The organism is Pantoea sp. UBA5923 (genome assembly GCF_002431095.1).
In the GTDB taxonomy this organism is placed as follows: domain Bacteria; phylum Pseudomonadota; class Gammaproteobacteria; order Enterobacterales; family Enterobacteriaceae; genus Pantoea; species Pantoea piersonii.
Genome location: NZ_DJDN01000052.1, coordinates 42,267 through 61,502, shown reverse-complemented (window position 1 = coordinate 61,502; position 19,236 = coordinate 42,267). Strand labels below are relative to the sequence as shown.

Genomic DNA, 19,236 nt, shown 5'->3' with positions numbered 1-19,236 from the left:
AGGCGGGCGTTGCGCCTTCGTCGGCGATAACCAGCACTTCCGACGGGCCGGCGGGCATATCGATCGCCGCGCCGTCGAGACGCTGGCTCACCTGACGTTTCGCCTCGGTGACCCAGGCGTTGCCCGGCCCAAAGATTTTGTCTACTTTCGGCACGCTCTCGGTGCCGAAGGCGAGCGCGGCGATCGCCTGCGCGCCGCCGACCTGAAAGACCTCTTCAACGCCGCAGAGCTGCGCCGCATAGAGGATCTCATCGGCGATCGGCGGCGGTGAGCAGAGCGCCACGCGGCTGCAGCCGGCGATGCGCGCCGGGGTCGCCAGCATCAGTACGGTAGAGAAGAGCGGGGCGGAGCCGCCAGGAATATAGAGGCCGACCGAGCGCACCGGACGGGTGATCTGCTGACAGCGCACGCCGGGCTGGGTCTCCACATCCACGGCCGCCAGCTTCTGCGCGTTGTGGAAGGTTTCGATATTGGCGACGGCGGCGGCCATCGCCTGTTTAAGGGCGTGGCTCAGGCGTGCACCGGCGGCCGCTATCTGGTCTGGCGTGACGCGCAGCGCCTCCACCTGCGCCTTGTCGAAGCGCGCGCTGAACTCGCGCAGCGCCGCGTCACCGTTGCGCTTTACCTGCTCCAGTACATCGCGCACCGTGGCGCTGATGGCGTCGGAGGCGGCGATAGCCGGACGCTGCAGCAGCGCCTGCTGCTCTTCCTCGCTGCACTGCTGCCATTCGATGGGGGTCATAAAGGACATGGCTTACTCCATCATCTTTTCAATTGGCAGCACCAGAATCGAGCTGGCGCCCAGCGCTTTCAGTTTTTCCATGGTTTCCCAGAACAGCGTTTCGCTGCTGACCATGTGCATTGCCACGCGGCTCTGATCGCCCGCCAGCGGCAGTACGGTCGGACGCTCGGCACCGGGCAGCAGCTGGATCACCTCTTCCAGACGCTCGCTCGGCGCGTGCATCATGATGTATTTGGATTCACGCGCTTTGATAACGCCCTGAATACGGGTCATCAGCTTATCGATCAGCTCCTGCTTCTCTGGAGTCATTTCGCCGTCGCGCTGGATCAGCACCGCCTTTGAGCGGTAGATCACTTCAACTTCACGCAGGCCGTTGGCTTCCAGCGTGGCGCCAGTTGACACTAAGTCGCAAATCGCGTCCGCCAGTCCGGCGCGCGGCGCGACTTCCACCGAGCCATTCAGCATGCAGGGTTTGAAATTGAGGCCTTTTTTGTCGAGATACTGTTTCAGCAGGTGAGGATAGGAGGTGGCGATGCGGGCGTTATTCAGACACTGCGGGCCGGTGTACTCTTCATCTACCGGCATCGCCAGCGACAGGCGGCAGCCGCCGAAGTCCAGGCGACGCAGGGTAAAGTAGCGCGGGTCGTCGCCCTGCGCGCGGCGCGTCAGCAGCTCCTCTTCCAGCACGTTTTCGCCAATGATGCCGAGATCGACCACGCCATCCATGACCAGGCCCGGAATATCGTCATCGCGCACGCGCAGAATATCGATCGGCATGTTCTCTGCGAAGGCGATCAGGCGCTGCTGCTGCAGGTTGATTTTAATGCCGCAGCGCGCCAGCAGTTCGCGTGAGTCATCGCTTAAACGACCAGATTTTTGCATAGCTATGCGAATGCGCTTGTTATCTAACATCGATCCTGTCCTCTTTTTCATTCCTGTCTGAAAAGGTATTGCGCCAGCCCATAAAAAAACCCCCGGAAGACGATCTTCCGGGGGTTCTCTTTGCGTTCGCACCACTGGAAGATCTGAATGTCTCCCAGCACACATCGCCTGAAAGACTAGTCAGGGTGATGGTGGTGATGATGGTTGAACTGAACGCGTGTCATAAAAAATTCCGTTGCTGAATGAGTATTCATTTGCGTGCTGATTAACCTAGCGAAGATAACTGCGATGCGCAACCCTTTTTTAATCTTTGCGGTTCGGCAGCGGCGCGCACTAAGATGAACAGCAGTGAGGCAAGCGCAGGAGAGAATATGAAGAAGGTCGCAATTATCGGTCTGGGATGGCTGGGCATGCCGCTCGCGCTCGCGCTGGCGGCGCGCGGCTGGCAGGTCACCGGCAGTAAAACCACGCCGGACGGCGTCGAGGCGGCGCGACGCTGCGGCATTGACGCGGTGCAGTTACGGCTGACGCCGGAAACAGAGTGCGATGCCGAGGATCTCGCCATGCTGTTCAGCGTCGACGCGCTGGTGGTCACCTTGCCCGCCAGCCGTACGGCGGAAGGGGGCGAGAGCTATATGCAGGCGGTGCAGAACGTGGTGAACAGCGCGCTGGCGAATCAGGTGCCGCGCATTATTTTCACCAGCTCGACCTCGGTCTACGGCAGCGGCAACGGCGTAATGAAAGAGAACAGCGCGCTGCAGCCCGAAACGGTGGCGGGCAAGACGCTGGCGGAACTGGAGAGCTGGCTGCACGATCTGCCCGGCACCCAGGTCGATATTCTGCGTCTTGCCGGCCTGGTAGGGCCGAGCCGCCATCCTGGCCGCTTTCTGGCAGGGAAAACCGGGCTGAGTACCGGCTCACACGGCGTGAACCTGGTGCATCTGGACGATGTTGTAAGCGCGATTACGCTGCTGCTGCAAACGCCGAAAGGCGGCCGGGTCTATAACCTCTGCGCGCCGAAGCATCCGTCGCGCGACGCCTTTTATCCGGAGGTATCGCGCCAGCTGGGACTGACGCCGCCAACCTTTTTGCCTTCGCCATCCGGCGAGACCGGCAAGCTGATTGACGGCTCGCGTATCTGCAACGAACTGGGGTTTGAGTACAGCTACGACGATCCGGCGAAAATGCCGCTGGCGTAATCTCAGCCTCTCACACGCCGAGCCGATCGCGCAGCGCATACCAGGCGGCGCCCATCGCGGTCAGCGGCACCTTAAAGCGCCGTCCGCCGGGGAAGGGCAGGTGCGGCAGCTTCGCAAAGGCGTCGAAGCGTTCCGCATCGCCGCGCAGCGCTTCACAAATCAGCTTCCCGGCGAGATGGGTGCAGGTAACGCCGTGGCCGCTGTCTCCCTGCATAAAGTAGACGTTGTGTTCCAGCCGGCCGAACTGCGGCAGCCTGGAGAGGGTGAGCAGGAAGTTGCCGCTCCAGCGATAGCTAAAGGCGATATCGCGCAGCTGCGGGAAGGTGCGTAGCAGCTTGGGACGGATCAGCGCGTCGATATCGCCCGGATCGCGCGCGCCATAGACGACGCCGCCGCCATAGAGCAGCCGGTTATCGGCCGTCAGCCGAAAGTAGTCGAGCAGATAGTTGCAGTCCTCGACGCAGTGATTGTTCGGCAGCAGCGCCAGCGCCCGATCGCGGCTCAGCGGCTCGCTGGTGACGATTTGCGAGCCGCACGCCATGCTTTTCCGCGTCAGACGCGGCTCCAGCTGCGAAGGCAGATAAGCATTCCCCGCGAAAATCACGAAGGTCGCGCTCACCTCGCCGTGGGCGGTGGAGATCCGATTCGGCGCGCCATACTTCAATGCCGTTGCCGCCGAGCCTTCATAGATGCGCCCGCCGTGACGACGGATCGCCTCGGCTTCGCCCAGCGCCAGGTTAAGCGGATGCAGATGGCCGCCGCGCCGATCCAGCAGGCCGCCGACATAACGGTCGGTCGCGATTTCGCGCCGGATACCGCGCTCGTCCAGCAGTTCCAGATCGTGATTGCCATACTTTTCCCACAGCCGCTGCTGGTGGCGCAGATGGTTCATCTGGCGCAGGTTGAGCGCGGCGAAAATATTGCCGGGCCGGTAGTCGCAGGCGATGGCGTAGCGGTCGATGCGGTCACGAATAATTTCGGCGCCCTCAAACATCATGCTACCGAGCATGCGCGCGCTCTCTTTGCCGTAGCGCTGCTCGATCACGTCCACATCGCGGCTGTAGGAGTTCACCACCTGCCCGCCGTTGCGGCCGCTAGCGCCGAAGCCGACGCGCGCCGCCTCCAGCACCACAACGTCGTAGCCCGCCTCAGTCAGGTAGAGCGCAGCAGAAAGGCCGGTAAAACCTGCGCCGATAATACAGACGTCACACTGGATACTCTCCCGCAGCATCGGCCAGGGCGCATGATCGTTGGCGGACGCCGCGTAGTAGCTTTCAACGTGTTGCATCACAACCTCCTGCGTGCGGATGCGTCAGAAATTGGCGGGCGTATGGGCGCTGACGATACGGCAGGGCTGCGCGGAGAGATTGGTAAAGCTGTGCGGCAGCCCGGTATCGATCACGTAACTTTCGCCCGCGTTAAGGTGGTAAGGTTGTCCGTTAACCACCAGGGTGATTTCTCCCTCCAGCAGCGTGCCGGTCTCTTCCCCTGGATGACGCAGCTTTTCCCCGGTGCTGGCGCCGGGCTGATAGGTCTCAAGCAGCATGCCGATTGACCGCTGCGCCTGCCCGTTGTCTACCAGCTTCAGCGATACCCCCTGGCTGCCGATCTCCACCAGATCCTCCTGGCGGACAATCACCTTTGGCGCATCATTACCTTTAGGCTCGGAGAAGAACTCCGACAGCGACAGCCCATAAACTTTTAACAGTTTCTGCAGCGTGCTGACCGCCGGGCTAACCTTGTCCTGCTCGATGGTGCTGATTGCGCTGTGGGTTAAGCCTGACAGTTCAGCGGCGCGACGCTGAGACAATCCCAACTCTTGCCGGATTTGCGATAAACGTCGTCCGGGCGCCAGAGCGGCATCGTTCATGGTGTTTTTTCCTTGTGATAGTGCTGTGCGGCGTGAATAAACCCCGCGAAAATCGCGCGCGAGGCGTCGTTATGTTCCGGCTGCCATTCAGGATGCCACTGCACCGCGAGGGCAAAGGGATGGCGGCGCAGGCTGACCGCTTCGATCAGGCCATCCGGCGCGCGCGCCTCAATGCGCAGCTGCGGGCCTGTCTCGCGGATGCCCTGATGATGCAGCGAATTAACCGCCAGTGGCGCGTCGTCTCCCAGCAGCCTCGCCAGCAGCCCGTCCGCTTCGGGAAAAACGTCATGCGCCGGCGCGTACTGTACGTTTAACGGCTGCGTCGCCTCTTCATGGTGCGTCAGACCTGTTTTTAGCTGGTCGAGATCGCGCCACAGCGCACCGCCGTTGGCTACCACCAGCTCCTGCATGCCGCGGCAGATGCCAAACAGCGGCATCCCGCGGCTGGTGGCCCAGGTAATAAGGGCGAAGGCGAGCCGGTCGCGGCCGGGATCGATATGCGCCTCTTTACCCGCTTCGCCATACTGCCAGGGTTCGATATTGCTTGGGCTGCCGGTCAGCAAAATGCCGTCAAGCGCCGCCAGCGCCTGCTCCAGCAGAGGGGGCGTCTCGCAGAGCTGATGAGGCAGGGCAAGGGGCACGCCGCCCGCCTGGGTTATCGCCGTCAGGTATTTGTTATGCACCGACTGCGTGGGATGGCCGCCATTATCGATCTGGCACATCGCTACGCCGATCAAGGGGTTGTTAAAAATAATGCCCATCTCATTCCTCGACTCGCTGTTCAAAAAATTCACCGATCGAGCACGCAAAGGGTAAAAGTGTGCAATATTTTTCCAATCTAGCAACGCGCTGTTTGTTTCTCAAACAGTTTTGTTACATTTGCACACTTTTTGTGTTGGCGCTATGTTAGAAGAGTGGCTGTTATTTTGAGCATTGCGCAAACCAACTAACGGTAGAAGGCGGGTGGGACATGACGAACCTCGTGGAAGTTGAAGACTTCACGCGTCACAGTGAAGAGAGACGAACCAGCGCGTTCCAGCTTGAGGTGAAAACCTGGCTGGAACGCCATCCTGAAACGCAGTATGTCGATATCTTATTAAATGATTTAAATGGCGTCTTTCGCGGTAAGCGCATCCCGGTCGCCGCGCTGGCGAAACTGGAAAAAGGGTGTTATTTCCCGGCCTCGGTTTTCGCCATGGATATCCTCGGTAATACCGTCGAAGAAGCCGGCCTCGGACAATCTCTCGGCGAACCTGACAACCTCTGTATGCCGGTTCCTGGCACCTTAGTTCCCTCTGCTTCCGATCCTGAACACATCGCCCAACTGCTGTTGACCATGTGCAACCAAGATGGCACTCCCTTTGACGTTGAACCCCGCAATGTCCTTAACCGACTGTGGCAGCAGCTGCGCAATCGAGGGCTGTTTCCGGTGGTAGCGGTAGAGCTGGAGTTCTATCTGGTAGACAAGGCCCGCGACGCCGAAGGCTATATTCAGCCGCCGTGTGCGCCGGGCAGCAGCGAACGCAATATGCAGAGCCAGGTCTACTCTGTCGATAACCTGGATCACTTTGGCGCGGTGCTGCGTGATATCGACGCGCTGGCGCGTCAGCAAAATATTCCCGCCGACGGCGCGCTGGCGGAAGCCTCGCCAGGGCAGTTTGAAATCAACCTGCATCACACCCGCGACGTGCTGAGCGCCTGCGACCATGCGGTACAGCTTAAAAGGCTGATCCGTCAGGTAGCGGAGAACCACGGCATGACCGCAACCTTTATGGCTAAACCCTATGAAGAGTATGCGGGCAGCGGCATGCATGTGCATATCAGCATGCTGGACGCCGCCGATCATAACGCCTTCGCTACCGACGACGGCAGCGACTCGCCGCTGTTAAAGCGCGCGCTGGCAGGTATGCTCGACCTGATGCCGGCGTCGATGGCGCTGCTGGCGCCTAACGTCAACGCCTATCGTCGGTTCGTGCCGGAAGCCTATGTGCCGCTGCGGGCCTCCTGGGGGCATAACAACCGCACCGTGGCGCTGCGCATTCCCTGCGGCGACGTGGAAAATCACCGCGTGGAGTATCGCGTCGCGGGCGCGGACGCCAATCCCTACCTGGTGATGTCGGCAATCCTGGCGGGTATTCTGCATGGCCTGGATACCGCGCTGCCGCTGCCGCAGCCGGTACAGGGCAACGGCCATGAGGCGGAGGGCATTCCGCTACCGGTGCGTCAGAGCGAGGCGCTTTGTGAATTTGAAAGCAGCTATCCGCTGCAAAAACTGCTGGGCGAGCGTTTCGGCGCGGTGTGGCACAGCTGTAAGCGCCACGAGATGATGCAGTTCGAGCGTCTGGTCACCGCTACGGAGATTGACTGGATGCTAAAAAACGCCTGAGAAAAAAGTGGCTATACTTATTAGCGGGTCTTGTGTTTTTCCTGCGTTTTGGGGCAAAATACGCGGCCTGCAAAAATCCGAATATAACCGATGCTTTTAAGAGCCTCGGTTATTTTTTTTGCATGTACTTAGCCGATTCGCATGAGGCCGGGCGCGCCCGGATAGATACACGTTAAAAAACGCGCAAGCGTACGAACTGAGGATACAAAGATGGGAATGTTTTTCATTCAGCCGGCCCGCGCTGGCTCTCGTTTCCGTGATGACTACGGCGCCGCGCTGGCTCATAATGCCGCCTTCCTTGCTCCCGTGATGCAATCCAGTCAGGTTGCAGCTCAGGGAGGTCTGAAACATGTCGCTTGATACCTCAGCACCACAGCGTGCGCACCTGAAAAAATCTCTGACCCTGCTTCCGGTCGTCATGATTGGCCTTGCCTACATGCAGCCGATGACCCTGTTTGATACCTTCGGTATCGTCTCGGGTCTGACCAGCGGTCACGTTGCTACTGCCTATGCCTTTGCGCTGATTGCGATTCTGTTTACCGCCGTAAGCTACGGTAAGCTGGTACGCCGCTTCCCATCTGCGGGCTCCGCTTATACCTACGCTCAAAAGGCGATCAGTCCGCACGTCGGCTTTATGGTCGGCTGGTCATCTCTGCTGGACTACCTGTTCATGCCGATGATCAATATCCTGCTGGCGAAAAACTATTTCGAAGCGCTGGTGCCCGGCATTCCGTCGTGGATTTTCGTGGTGCTGCTGGTGGCGTTTATGACGATGTCCAACCTGCGCGGCATTAAAACCGTGGCGAACTTCAACAGCGTCATCGTTGTGTTGCAGGTTGTGGTGATGATCGGTATCACCGGCATGGTGATTTACGGCGTGGCGCATGGCGAAGGGGCGGGTACGCTTACCAGTTCGCAGCCGTTCTGGTCCGCTGACGCCCATGTGGTGCCGATGATTACCGGTGCGACAATTCTCTGTTTCTCGTTTCTTGGCTTTGACGGTATCAGCTCGCTGTCGGAAGAGACGAAAGATGCAGAGCGCACCATTCCGCGCGCGATTTTCCTGACGGCGCTGATCGGCGGCCTGATCTTTATCGTGGCGTCATACTTCCTGCAGCTTTATTTCCCGGATATTTCGCGCTTTAAAAATCCGGATTCGTCACAGCCTGAGATCATGCTGTACGTGGCTGGTCATGTGCTGCAGTTCGGCATTCTGATCTTCTCGGTAGTGACTGTGCTGGCGTCAGGTATGGCGGCGCACGCGGGCGTTTCGCGTCTGATGTACGTGATGGGCCGCGATGGCGTCTTCCCGGAGCGTTTCTTCGGCTATATCCATCCGAAGTGGCGCACGCCGTCGCTGAACGTGCTGCTGGTCGGCGCCGTTGCGCTGATGGCGATTCGTTTCGATCTGGTAACGGCGACGGCGCTGGTTAACTTCGGCGCGCTGGTGGCGTTTACCTTTGTTAACCTGTCGGTGATCGCTCAGTTCTGGATCCGCGAGAAGCGTAACCGCACGCTGCGCGACCATCTGAACTATCTGGTGCTGCCGGTGCTCGGCGCGCTGACGGTTGGCGCGCTCTGGATTAACCTGGAAGAAAGCTCGATGGTGCTGGGCCTGATTTGGGCCGCCGTGGGGATTGTTTACCTCGCGTTTGTTACCCGCAGCTTCCGTAATCCGGTGCCGCAGTACAGCGAAGAAGTCTAATCCGCCGATGATTAAAAAAGGGTGAGGCGCAGGCCTCACCCTTTTTTTTTATCCGCGATGTCCCGCCTGCGCAAAGGCCGCGCTGAGATCCAGCCGCTGCCAGAACTGCTGCTCCGGCGTGTCGCCCGACAGCGGATAACCTGCCGGCAGCGCCGTCTTCGCCATCAATGCGCGACGCTGCGCAGCCGAAAGCTGCGGCAGCGCCGACTCCAGCAGCACCTCCGCTCCCTGCGGCACGCTGAGCGCGTGCGCCTGAATGTGCTGTCGCGGCAGGTTGTAGGTCATGGTGAAGCGGTAGAACGTCTTCATTGCCGCATCCTGATAGCTGTCATCTCCCTTAACGGTTTGCGCGCATACCGCCAGCGAAGTGCCGCACTCTTTCTCCAGCGCGCTGCGTAGCTGGTCACGCGCCTCGCTGAACAGCCTGCGATAGGCGGGATCGTTAAGAAAGTGCGCCACGTTGCGCTCGGCCACCATGCGCGAACCCATCACGTCGAGCGGGTAGTGCACGCCAAGCACGATACGGGAGTAGCCGTAGCGTGCGCCGCGCGTCAGCAGCGCCTGAAAACGCTCCGGGATCATCTGCGCCAGCAGCAGCGAGTCAGTTACGCCCGTATTGGTATGCCCGCTGGGAAAGGATCCGCCGTCGGCGGTGTAGAGTTTGCCATCTTTTACCACCACATCGTCCGGCACCAGATGGATGCTATTGCCCGCCGCCAGGAAGGGGCGCGGATAGTTAAAGTGCTTTTTCGCCGCGCTGGTGCTGATCTCTGTCGCTTTAATCAGCGCGGCTGCCTTGCCCAGCTCGCCTTTATCGTAGGCAGCCAGGAAGGCTTTGCCGAGACGCGGGCCGAGCGCGTCGGCGGTGAAATAGAGATAGCTGATGCCTTCCGCGTCGGCCAGCGCCTGGTGTCGCGCGCCCTGGGTGGCGTTAAGGTTAATGTCCGCTACCGTGGCGCGGTTAGCGTCCAGCGCCATTTTCGGCAGCGCCGTAAAGCTGGAGAGCAGGGCGATGCCCGCCTGCTGGTTGGCTTTTACCTGAAAGTCGTAGCCGCTCGCCTTGAGCCAGGCGCTGTCCGCCTGCGCGTGAGTTTGCTTCGCCTTTTCCAGCGCGTCGCGCGTCAGCGTCGGCGCGCCATTCTGCAACGCCTGACGTTCCGCCTGCAGGATCTGCTGCTCCAGCGCGTTAAAAGCCGGGCTGTTCGATTCGGGGGTGGTGGTGCGCGCTAGCGCCGCCGCCTGCGGCAGCGTGGTTGCCTGCGCCTGCTGCGCCAGCAACAGCGCCGCAGCGATAAGCGTAAAACGTAATGTCATGTTTTTATCCTGTTATTCAGAGAATTACCTTGCCGGTTTTGACGGTAACTCTGCAGGATGACATTTTTATTGCAGCGCTGAGGTTCAAGGGGATTTAGCGCGTCGCTACTCCGCCAGCACCAGCTCCCAGCTCCCCTCGCTCAGCGCGCTGCGTGCGGCGGCGCTAAGCTGCGTATCGGTAATGATGCTGTCGAAGCAGTGCAGCGGCAGCGCCAGAAAGGTGGCAATCTTGTTGTACTTCGAGCTGTCGCTCAGCAGTACGCGCTTGCTGCTGACGTCGCTTACCGTCTGTTTCACCGTGACCTTATCTTCATCGGGCGTAAACAGCCCGCGCGGACCCCAGCAGGAGGCGGAGATAAAGGCGATATCGATCGCCAGATGGCGCAGGCTGCGCGCCGCGCTTTCGCCCACGCAGGAGCGGTTGTCGCGGCAAACAGTGCCGCCGGTATGGATCACCCGACAGCCGCTCGCCTCCATCAGCAGGTTGGTCACCATAAAGTCATTGGTCACCACCAGCAGATCCTCACGGTCCAGCAGCTCGCGCGCCAGCGCCAGCGTGGTGGTGCCGGCATCCAGATAGATGCAGCTGTTGCGCGGAATATGCTGGGCGGCATAGCGGCCGATAGCGTTCTTCTCGGCGTTGTAAAGCGTGGTCTTCGTCTGATGCGACGGCTCCGCCGCCAGCCGGTCGGCCGAACGCACGCCGCCGGAAACCGACAGCACCGCGCCTTGCTCCTCAAGCTTTTGCACATCCCGGCGAATGGTCATATGCGATACGCCGAGCCGCTCCGTCAGTTCGGCAATGCTCACCACGCCGCGTTCGGCGACCAGCGCCAGAATCTGCTGATGGCGTTCAATGGGTATCATCTTTTGCACTCCTTGCTTATCAATTTTTCACAGTGTAAAGCATTTGCTTAGCCAGTCGAATGAAAATCTTTGCCGCGTTGAAAGCGCGGATAGCCTGTTAAAATCCATGAATATCATAGAGATGGATATGTTGTGAATAAATGTTCAATATTAGTCTGGTTAGTGAAAATATGTGACATATAGCACGTTTCTTCATCAGTAATCCTGCCAGTATTAACAACATACAACAAATAATCACTTAAATTAACGGCGGAGGCTTACGGTGCCACTCTCAAACGTCTGTGTTATCGGTTTAGGTTCAATGGGAATGGGCGCGGCGACTTCCTGTATTCGCGCCGGGCTGAACACCTGGGGCGTGGATCTTAATCCCGCCGCGCTGGACACGCTGCGGCAGGCTGGCGCGCGCGACGCGCAAACCTCGGCCGACGGGTTTGTCGAGCAGCTGGATGCGGTGCTGCTGCTGGTGGTGAATGCCGCGCAGGTTAAAGCGATTCTGTTCGGCGAAAACGGCCTGGCGGCGAAGCTGAAGCCCGGCACCGTGGTTATGGTCTCGTCCACTATCTCCGCCCAGGATGCGCAGCAGATCGAGCAGCAGCTGGCGCAGCACCAGCTGCTAATGCTGGACGCGCCGGTCTCTGGCGGCGCGGCGAAAGCGGCCACGGGCGAAATGACGGTTATGGCGTCCGGCAGCGACGCGGCATTTGAGCGCCTGCAGCCGGTGCTGGATGCGGTAGCGGCGAAAGTCTACCGCGTCGGCAGCGAAATCGGCCTCGGTTCGACGGTTAAAATCATTCATCAGCTGCTGGCGGGGGTGCATATCGCCGTTGGCGCTGAAGCGATGGCGCTGGCGGCGCGCGCCGGCATCCCGCTGGAGACCATGTATGACGTGGTGACCAACGCGGCAGGTAACTCCTGGATGTTTGAGAACCGTATGCGACACGTAGTTGATGGCGACTACAGCCCGAAATCCGCCGTCGATATTTTCGTTAAAGATCTCAGCCTGGTGGCGGATACCGCCAAATCGCTGCACTTCCCGCTGCCGCTCGCCTCCACGGCGCTCAATATGTTTACGGAAGCCAGCAACGCCGGTTACGGCCGTGAAGATGACAGCGCCGTGATTAAAATTTTCAGCGGCATTCAGCTGCCGCAGGCGAAGGAGTGAGCATGACGCGTTTAGGCATCATCGCCGACGATTTTACCGGCGCTACCGACATCGCCAGCTTTCTGGTGCAGAACGGGCTGCCCACCATCCAGTTTAACGGCGTGCCGCAGCAGCATGACGCGCTGACCGCGCAGGCGATTGTCATCAGCCTGAAGTCGCGTTCCTGCCCGGCGGAGCAGGCGATCGCCCAGTCGCTGGCCGCGCTGCGCTGGCTGCAGGAGCAGGGCTGCGATCGCTTTTACTTCAAGTACTGCTCGACCTTCGACAGCACCGAGCAGGGCAATATCGGCCCGGTAACCGACGCGCTGCTGGCGGCGCTGGGCGAAACTCAGACGGCGATCTCTCCGGCGCTGCCGGTCAATGGCCGCACCGTTTATCTCGGTCATCTGTTCGTCGGTGAGCAGCTGCTGAGCGACTCAGGTATGCGCCACCATCCGGTGACGCCGATGCGCGACAGCAATCTGCTGCGTCTGATGGAGCGTCAGGCGGCTGGCAAAGCGGGCCTTATCGCCGCGCCGCTGCTCGACCAGGGCGCGCAGGCGGTGCGCGACAGGCTGAGCGAGCTGAAAGCGCAAGGCGTTAACTATGTGGTGCTGGATGCCCTCCACGAGCAGCACTTGCTGACGCAGGGCGAAGCGCTGCGCGACATGCGTCTGGTTACCGGCGGCTCGGGGCTGGCTATCGGCCTGGCGCGCCAGTGGGCGACGGCCGACAGCGACCGCGCCGAGGCGGAAAACGCAGGGCGTCCGCAGGGCGAACGCGCCGTGGTGATCTCCGGCTCTTGTTCGCAGATGACCAATCTCCAGGTCAGCGCCTACCGTCAACAGGCGCCGTCGTGCGAGGTTGAAGTCGCGCGCTGTCTGGACAACGTGGAGGCCTACGCGCAAACGCTGTGCGACTGGGTAGCCGCCCACAGCGACCAGCCGCTGGCGCCGCTGCTCTACGCCACCGCCGACGCGCAGCAGCTACAGGCGATTCAGCACGAGTATGGCGCGCAGCGCAGCAGCGAGGCGGTGGAACAGCTCTTTGCCGCCGTAACGCGCGAACTCAAGGCGCGCGGCTGGCAGCGCTTTATCGTGGCGGGCGGCGAAACCTCCGGCGTGGTGGCGCAGAGTCTCGGCGTCACGGCGTTTCATATCGGGCCGACGATTTCACCAGGCGTGCCCTGGGTTCGCGATATCCATCAGCCGCTGTCGCTGGCGCTGAAGTCCGGCAATTTCGGCGACGAACACTTTTTCCGCCGCGCACAAACGGAGTTTGCATATGACTGAACAACAGGCCCGCGAAGAGATGGTGAAGCTGGGCGCCTCCTTTTTCGCCCGCGGCTACGCCACCGGCTCTGCGGGCAATCTTTCTCTGCTGCTGGATGATGGCAACCTGCTGGCGACGCCGACCGGCTCCTGCCTCGGCGAGCTGGAGGCCGATCGCCTGTCAAAAGTGACGCTGGCAGGGGAGTGGCTCTCTGGCGATAAGCCCTCCAAAGAGATCGCCTTTCACCGCGCGCTCTACGCCAGGGATCCCGAGTGCAAAGCGGTGGTGCATCTGCACAGCCACTACCTGACTGCGCTCTCCTGTCTTGAGGGGCTGGATACGCAAAACTGTATCCGTCCGTTCACGCCCTACGTGGTAATGCGCGTTGGCGACGTGCCGGTAGTGCCTTACTACAAACCCGGCGATCAGCGGCTGGCGGACGATCTGTCGCGGCTGGCGGGCCAGTATCGCGCCTTTCTGCTGGCGAACCACGGGCCAGTTGTGGTGGGTAAATCGCTGCGCGAAGCCGCAGACAATACTGAAGAGCTGGAAGAGACCGCCCGACTGATGTTTACCCTGGGCGACCGCGCCATTCGCTACCTTAGCGCGAGCGAAGTGGCGGAATTAAGGAGCCGATAATGCCGAAGTTTGCCGCAAACTTATCCACCCAGTTCAATGAAGTTCCTTTTACCGAACGCTTCGCCGCCGCGGCGCAGGCCGGTTTCGACGCGGTGGAGTTTCTCTTTCCCTACGACTATCCGGCGGCGCAGCTCAAGCAGCTGCTGGATGAAAACCAACTGAAGCTGGTGCTGTTCAACACCGCGCCGGGCAATGTGGCGGCGGGCGAATGGGGCGTATCGGCGATTCCCGGACGCGAAGCGGAAGCGCGCGCCGATATCGACCGCGCGCTGGAGTATGCGCTGGCGCTTGAGGTGCCGCAGGTGCATATCATGGCTGCGACGGTGCCGCCGGGCGCGGATCGCGCGGCATACGCCGACACCTTTGTGCGCAATATGCACTATGCGGCGGAGCGCTTTGCGCCCCACGGCATTAACCTGCTGCTGGAAGCGCTCAATCCGGTCACTAAACCGAACTATCTCTATGCCAGCCAGTACCAGACGCTGGAGATGGCGGCGCGCATCGATCGCTCCAACGTCTTTACCCAGCTCGATCTGTTCCACGCGCAGCTGGTGGACGGCAATCTCAGCCGTCTGATCCGTGAGAACCTCGGTCGCTACCGCCATATCCAGATCGCGTCCGCGCCAGACCGCCATGAGCCGGATGAAGGGGAGATCAACTACCCCTGGCTGTTTACGCTGCTGGATGAGGTGGGCTACGACGGCTGGATCGGCTGCGAATATATCCCGCGCGGCAACACGCTGGACGGCCTCGGCTGGTTTGCGCCCTGGGCGAAAAAACGCTGAGTGTTCTGCTAAGCCCGGCGCTGCGGCGTCGGGATGCTTTCATCCGTTTGTCATCCTGCGCCTGTTCCAGGCAGCACTGTACGCCTTATTCATAAAAAAATAACGATATCTGAGGATTACCATGTCCACCGCACTGCTGTTAGCCATTGCGACCGCCAGCATCGTCATACTGCTGCTGCTGGTCATTAAAGCCAGAGTCCATCCTTTTGTTGCGCTGCTGATCGTCAGCCTGCTGGTTGCCGTCGCGACAGGCATCCCCGCTGAGAAGATCATGGATACCATTATGAGCGGCATGGGCGGCCTGCTCGGCCATATCGCCATTATTATCGTGCTGGGGGCGATGCTCGGCGCGGTGATCGAAGCCTCTGGCGGCGCGGAGTCGCTGGCGCAGCGCTTCAGTAAAAGCCTCGGCATTAAGCGCACCGTCGCGGCGCTGACCATGGCGGCATTTATCCTCGGCATTCCGGTCTTTTTTGAGGTCGGCTTTATTATCGTTATCCCGTTGATCTACGGCTTTACCAAAGTAGCGCGCGTCTCGCCGCTGAAGTTTGGTCTGCCAATGGCGGGGGTGATGCTGACCGTACATGTGGCACTGCCAACGCATCCGGGGCCAGCGGCCGCCGCGGGCATTTTGCACAGCGATATGGGCTGGCTGATGATGATCGGCCTGGCGATTTCAGTGCCGGTCGGCATCGTCGGTTACTATGTGGCGAAGCTGATGAATCGCCGCCACTACCATCTGTCGGTTGAAGTGCTGGAGCAGCTGCAAATGGCGAAGCCGGAAGGCGTGGAGAAGAAGAATGAGCCTGCGCCGCCGGGCGCGCTCACTATCGCGGGGTTGATTGTGGTGCCGATCCTGTTGATCGTCGTGGGCACGCTCTCTCATTCGCTGCTGGCGGCCGACAGCCTGCCGGGCAAAGTGATGACGGTTATCGGCACGCCGCCAATCGCGCTGCTTATTGCCCTGGCGCTGGCGGCCTGGCTGCTGGGCGTCCGCCGCGGCTGGAGCAGAGAGAAGCTGGAGGATTTGACCGGCCGCGCTATTCCGGGATCGGCGAGTGTGATCCTGGTGGCAGGCGCGGGCGGCGCCTTCGGTAAAGTGCTGGTGGAGTCGGGCGTCGGCAAGGCGCTGGCCACGACGCTGGAGACGCTGCATCTGCCGCTGGTGCCCGCCGCGTTTATTCTGTCGCTGGCGCTGCGCGCCTCGCAAGGCTCGGCCACGGTGGCGATCCTGACCACCAGCGGCCTGCTTACTTCCGCGGTCAGCGGCACCAGCGATATGGCGCGCGTGCTGGTGACGCTGGCGGCCTGTTTCGGCGGCCTGGGGCTGTCGCACGTTAACGACGCGGGCTTCTGGGTCGTGACGCGCTATCTGGGACTGTCGGTGGGCGACGGCCTGAAAACATGGACGGTGCTGACGACGCTGATGGGCCTGACGGGCTTTGTGCTGACCTGGCTGGTCTGGGCGCTGGTGTAACGCCCAGAGCGTCGTGCGGGCCTGACAGACGCCGCGCGCTGGCGAACCGGCCGCGCGTTGCTTACTCTTAATCCTTCAACAAGAGGGAGTGACCTGATGAAAATTGGACTGGTAGGCTATGGCACCGGCGGGCAGCACTTTCACGCGCCCTTTATCTGCGCCGCGCGCGGCGTTGAACTGGCAGGGATCGTCGCCCGCGCGCCCGCGACCGTCGCTAAAGTAAAGCGCGATTTCCCCGATATCCCCGTTTATAACGATCTTAAATCGCTGCTTGAGGCGGGAGTCGATGCCGTCACTATTACAACGCCGCCTCATACCCGACGCGAACTGGTGCTGGAGGCGATCGCCGCAGGCGTTGCGGTTATCGCCGACAAGCCCTTTGCGCCAGATGCTGAAACCGGGCGTGAGCTGGCCGCCGCGGCGGAGAAAAAAGGGGTGCTGCTGTCGGTTTATCATAACCGCCGCTTTGACGCCGATATTCTGACGGTGAAAAAGCTGCTGGATCAGCAGCGTCTGGGGCGGCTCTGGCGCGTCCACAGCCGCATGGATTATAACGATCCGGACACGCTGGAAGCGGGCGAGCAGGGCGGCCTGCTGCGTGATATCGGCAGCCATCTGGTCGATCAGGCGGTGTGGCTGCTCGGGCCAGTAAAAGCGGTATTCGCCCAGACGGACAAGATCGCGCGCCCGGAAGGGCCAACGGTCGCCAGCTTCGTTATCACCCTGATCCATAAGAGCGGCGTTCATTCCCATCTCTCCTCAACCAAAACCTGCTACCTCAACGCGCGTGAATGGCGTCTTTATGGCGAGGAAGGGAGCTTTGTTTCGCTTGGTACTGACGTGCAGGCGCAGGCTATTTTCGCGGGTAAGCGTCCGGCGGACAATCTCAGTGAGTGGGGCTACGAGCAGCCGGATCGCTGGGGCGTGCTGCGAACGGCCGAGGGCGAAACGCGTGTGGAGTCAGAGCAGGGACGGTATCACGCCTACTACGAGGCGTTCGCCGAGGCCTTCCGAACCGGCTCGCCGCCGCCGGTCACGACTGAACAGGCGATACGCACGCTGGAAGTGCTTGACGCTGCGATGCTCAGCGCCGAGCGCGGCGAGCTGGTCACGCTGAGCTAAGGGCAGGGCGCGCCTGCCCTGAAGGCGTCAGGAAACCAGCTCCTGCGCATAGTGGTACAGCGCCTTAAGCTGCGCCATTTTTTCTGCATCCTCTTCGTGCAGGCTCGCCAGCGACTCCAGCTCCAGCAGGAACGCCTGCACCCGATCGGCGTTCAGCGCCTCACGACGGTGCTGCAGCCAGCGCTGCTGCTCGGCGTCGTCCAGCGTGCCGGGGAAATTGCGGGCGCGATAGCGGAACAGCAGCTTCGCCACGCGCGCATCCTGGAAAGTGAGATCCATCGCCGGCAGGTTAGCGGGCGCAGTCTGACGCAGGATAGTCATGCCTGCGCGGTCGGCGTCGCTGAAGAAACCGTCGTAAAGCTGAGCGTCCACGTCGTCTGACGGGGTAAACGGCTCTGCTTCGGCGAACAGCGCGACGACCTTTTCCCGCACCTCTGCATGCTGGCGCAGCAACGCCAGATTAGCGAGGCACGCGTCGCGGTCGATGCCGAGTCGCGCCGCATCTTCCGGGCGCAGCGTATTGGCCGGGGCCAGCACCGGGCATTTATTGATATGCACCAGCTTAATCGGCACCGGGGACTCGCTGTCGTCCAGCTCGCTTTTGCGGGTATAGAGCCGCTCGCGCAGCGCATCCGCATCCATCTCCAGCAGCGGCGACATATCGCCTGCCAGGTCGGCGACGATCAGCGCATTGCGGTTGTCGGGATGCCACGCCAGCGGCACGATCCAGCTGGTGTTGCCGCGCGCCGCGCCAAACATGCCCGAAACGTGCACCAGCGGCTTCATCTGCGGGATGTCGATAAGCGTCATTAGCTTATTTTTGTTGCGATGCGTAAACAGGAAATCGAACAGCTTAGGCTGTTTCTCCTTCACCAGCTTCGCCATCGCCAGCGTGGCATAGACATCAGACATGGCGTCGTGCGCATTCTCATGCGCCACGCCGTTGGCTTTGGTGAGGTGCTCAAGTTTAAAGCTGGGGAAGCCATCCTCGTTTTCCGGCCAGACGATGCCGTCCGGACGCAGCGCATAGCAGGCGCGCATCACATCCAGCAGATCCCAGCGCGAGTTGCCGTTCTGCCAGCTCCAGCCGTAGGGATCGTAGAAATTGCGGTAGAAGATATTGCGCGTTACTTCATCATCAAAGCGCACATTGTTGTAGCCCACCACGCAGGTTTGCTCTTCGGTAAAAAGAGCATAGATACGGGCGGCGAATTCCGCCTCCGATACGCCGCGCGCACGCGCTACCTGCGGTGTGATGCCGGTGATCATCACCGCTTCCGGCTGTGGCAGATAGTCATCGGCAGGGCGGCAATAGAAAATCTGCGGCTCGCCAACCGGGTTAAAGTCGCTGTCGGTGCGCAGTGCGGCGAACTGCGCCGGACGGTCCAGCGACGGGCTTTTACCGAAGGTTTCGTAATCGTGAAAGAGGAAGGTAGGCTGTGCGCGATCGTTTTTCAAATGTCATTACCGTTGATGATTGTTCATTAATGCGTTGAGTTTTAAGAAAATCACCGCTTGTTGTGCCTGCTCAGGTTCACTTCTCGCTGCGTACCAAAATTGTTAAGAACTGGAGAGACATCAGGCATCCTTCTATACATGGTAAACCAAATTCGAACACGTCAGAAGGTTCGGCTTCTGACGGAATCGACGTTACCTGTATCACCGAAGGGCGTGAACCACTTTCCGTACCGCTATCAACATAACGCAAAGCGCATAGGATCAGTGACTGCAAAAGTCATAGCTACTGTTGCAGCGGATTAGATAATATACATCCATTTTATTAATATGCTGGTGAGGTTTTCCGTTAACCACTAAATTTAATTTTTAAGACTTTA

General features: G+C 60.5%; 18 protein-coding genes and 1 other annotated feature. Of the genes, 9 read left to right on the top strand and 9 right to left on the bottom strand.

Going from position 1 to position 19,236, the window contains the following annotated elements:
* From hisD to hisL, 3 genes are all read right to left on the bottom strand, one after another.
* Nucleotides 1-751, bottom strand: a 751-nt coding sequence (gene hisD, locus B3797_RS12860; protein ID WP_311791283.1) for a histidinol dehydrogenase, incomplete at its 3' end; no start/stop codon positions are given.
* Nucleotides 752-754: 3 nt separating this feature from the next.
* On the bottom strand, nt 755-1,654 hold the full coding sequence (gene hisG / locus B3797_RS12855) for an ATP phosphoribosyltransferase (protein WP_311791282.1): 900 nt from the start codon (nt 1,652-1,654) through the stop codon (nt 755-757).
* 50 nt (nt 1,655-1,704) lie between these two features.
* Nucleotides 1,705-1,825 (bottom strand) — a sequence feature (His leader region).
* Entirely contained in the window at nt 1,801-1,848 is a 48-nt protein-coding gene (gene hisL, locus B3797_RS12850; RefSeq protein ID WP_100396937.1) for a his operon leader peptide, read from the bottom strand. It overlaps the preceding feature by 25 nt.
* Nucleotides 1,849-1,995: 147 nt before the next feature.
* Between hisL and B3797_RS12845 the strand changes: the two genes are divergently transcribed.
* Nucleotides 1,996-2,823: an SDR family oxidoreductase gene (locus B3797_RS12845; protein WP_311791281.1), complete on the top strand. Its 828-nt coding sequence runs from the start codon at nt 1,996-1,998 to the stop codon at nt 2,821-2,823.
* A 10-nt stretch (nt 2,824-2,833) separates the two neighbouring features.
* Here B3797_RS12845 and B3797_RS12840 read toward each other — a convergent pair whose 3' ends face one another.
* Genes B3797_RS12840 through puuD form a run of 3 tightly spaced genes read right to left on the bottom strand, consistent with a single transcriptional unit; the run spans nt 2,834 to nt 5,454 of the window.
* The gene (locus tag B3797_RS12840; RefSeq protein WP_311791280.1) at nt 2,834-4,111 is read right to left on the bottom strand and encodes an FAD-binding oxidoreductase; all 1,278 of its coding nucleotides are present in this window, start codon (nt 4,109-4,111) and stop codon (nt 2,834-2,836) included.
* 24 nt (nt 4,112-4,135) lie between these two features.
* Complete coding sequence (puuR, locus tag B3797_RS12835; RefSeq protein ID WP_311782561.1) at nt 4,136-4,693, bottom strand: HTH-type transcriptional regulator PuuR; 558 nt, start codon at nt 4,691-4,693, stop codon at nt 4,136-4,138.
* Complete coding sequence (gene puuD, locus B3797_RS12830; RefSeq protein WP_311791279.1) at nt 4,690-5,454, bottom strand: gamma-glutamyl-gamma-aminobutyrate hydrolase; 765 nt, start codon at nt 5,452-5,454, stop codon at nt 4,690-4,692. The genes puuR and puuD overlap by 4 nt, the downstream gene beginning before the upstream one ends.
* A 209-nt stretch (nt 5,455-5,663) precedes the next feature.
* Here puuD and B3797_RS12825 point away from each other — a divergent pair, with 209 nt between their 5' ends.
* The gene (locus tag B3797_RS12825; protein WP_311782559.1) at nt 5,664-7,079 is read left to right on the top strand and encodes a glutamine synthetase family protein; all 1,416 of its coding nucleotides are present in this window, start codon (nt 5,664-5,666) and stop codon (nt 7,077-7,079) included.
* Nucleotides 7,080-7,428: 349 nt separating this feature from the next.
* Nucleotides 7,429-8,784 (top strand): APC family permease, encoded by a 1,356-nt coding sequence (locus B3797_RS12820; RefSeq protein ID WP_311782558.1) that lies wholly within the window; start codon nt 7,429-7,431, stop codon nt 8,782-8,784.
* A 48-nt stretch (nt 8,785-8,832) separates the two neighbouring features.
* Here B3797_RS12820 and B3797_RS12815 read toward each other — a convergent pair whose 3' ends face one another.
* Together B3797_RS12815 and ygbI are read right to left on the bottom strand one after the other, a co-directional pair.
* Nucleotides 8,833-10,098: a phosphatase PAP2 family protein gene (locus tag B3797_RS12815; RefSeq protein WP_311791278.1), complete on the bottom strand. Its 1,266-nt coding sequence runs from the start codon at nt 10,096-10,098 to the stop codon at nt 8,833-8,835.
* Between the two features lie 105 nt (nt 10,099-10,203).
* Nucleotides 10,204-10,965 (bottom strand): DNA-binding transcriptional repressor YgbI, encoded by a 762-nt coding sequence (ygbI, locus tag B3797_RS12810; RefSeq protein WP_311791277.1) that lies wholly within the window; start codon nt 10,963-10,965, stop codon nt 10,204-10,206.
* A gap of 262 nt (nt 10,966-11,227) precedes the next feature.
* Between ygbI and ltnD the strand changes: the two genes are divergently transcribed.
* The 6 genes from ltnD (at nt 11,228) to B3797_RS12780 (ending at nt 17,401) form a co-directional block, all read left to right on the top strand.
* Nucleotides 11,228-12,127 (top strand): L-threonate dehydrogenase, encoded by a 900-nt coding sequence (gene ltnD / locus B3797_RS12805; RefSeq protein WP_126689937.1) that lies wholly within the window; start codon nt 11,228-11,230, stop codon nt 12,125-12,127.
* 2 nt (nt 12,128-12,129) lie between these two features.
* On the top strand, nt 12,130-13,398 hold the full coding sequence (gene otnK / locus B3797_RS12800; RefSeq protein WP_311791276.1) for a 3-oxo-tetronate kinase: 1,269 nt from the start codon (nt 12,130-12,132) through the stop codon (nt 13,396-13,398).
* On the top strand, nt 13,391-14,017 hold the full coding sequence (locus B3797_RS12795) for an aldolase (protein ID WP_120453371.1): 627 nt from the start codon (nt 13,391-13,393) through the stop codon (nt 14,015-14,017). Before otnK ends, B3797_RS12795 begins: the two co-directional genes overlap by 8 nt.
* Nucleotides 14,017-14,802, top strand: coding sequence for an HPr family phosphocarrier protein (locus tag B3797_RS12790; RefSeq protein ID WP_311791275.1), 786 nt, complete (start codon nt 14,017-14,019; stop codon nt 14,800-14,802). Before B3797_RS12795 ends, B3797_RS12790 begins: the two co-directional genes overlap by 1 nt.
* Nucleotides 14,803-14,923: 121 nt before the next feature.
* Complete coding sequence (locus B3797_RS12785; RefSeq protein ID WP_311791274.1) at nt 14,924-16,279, top strand: GntP family transporter; 1,356 nt, start codon at nt 14,924-14,926, stop codon at nt 16,277-16,279.
* A 96-nt stretch (nt 16,280-16,375) separates the two neighbouring features.
* The gene (locus B3797_RS12780) at nt 16,376-17,401 is read left to right on the top strand and encodes a Gfo/Idh/MocA family oxidoreductase (protein WP_311791273.1); all 1,026 of its coding nucleotides are present in this window, start codon (nt 16,376-16,378) and stop codon (nt 17,399-17,401) included.
* A 27-nt stretch (nt 17,402-17,428) separates the two neighbouring features.
* Here B3797_RS12780 and sbcB read toward each other — a convergent pair whose 3' ends face one another.
* On the bottom strand, nt 17,429-18,859 hold the full coding sequence (gene sbcB, locus B3797_RS12775; RefSeq protein ID WP_311791272.1) for an exodeoxyribonuclease I: 1,431 nt from the start codon (nt 18,857-18,859) through the stop codon (nt 17,429-17,431).
* Between the last annotated feature and the right edge of the window lie 377 nt (nt 18,860-19,236).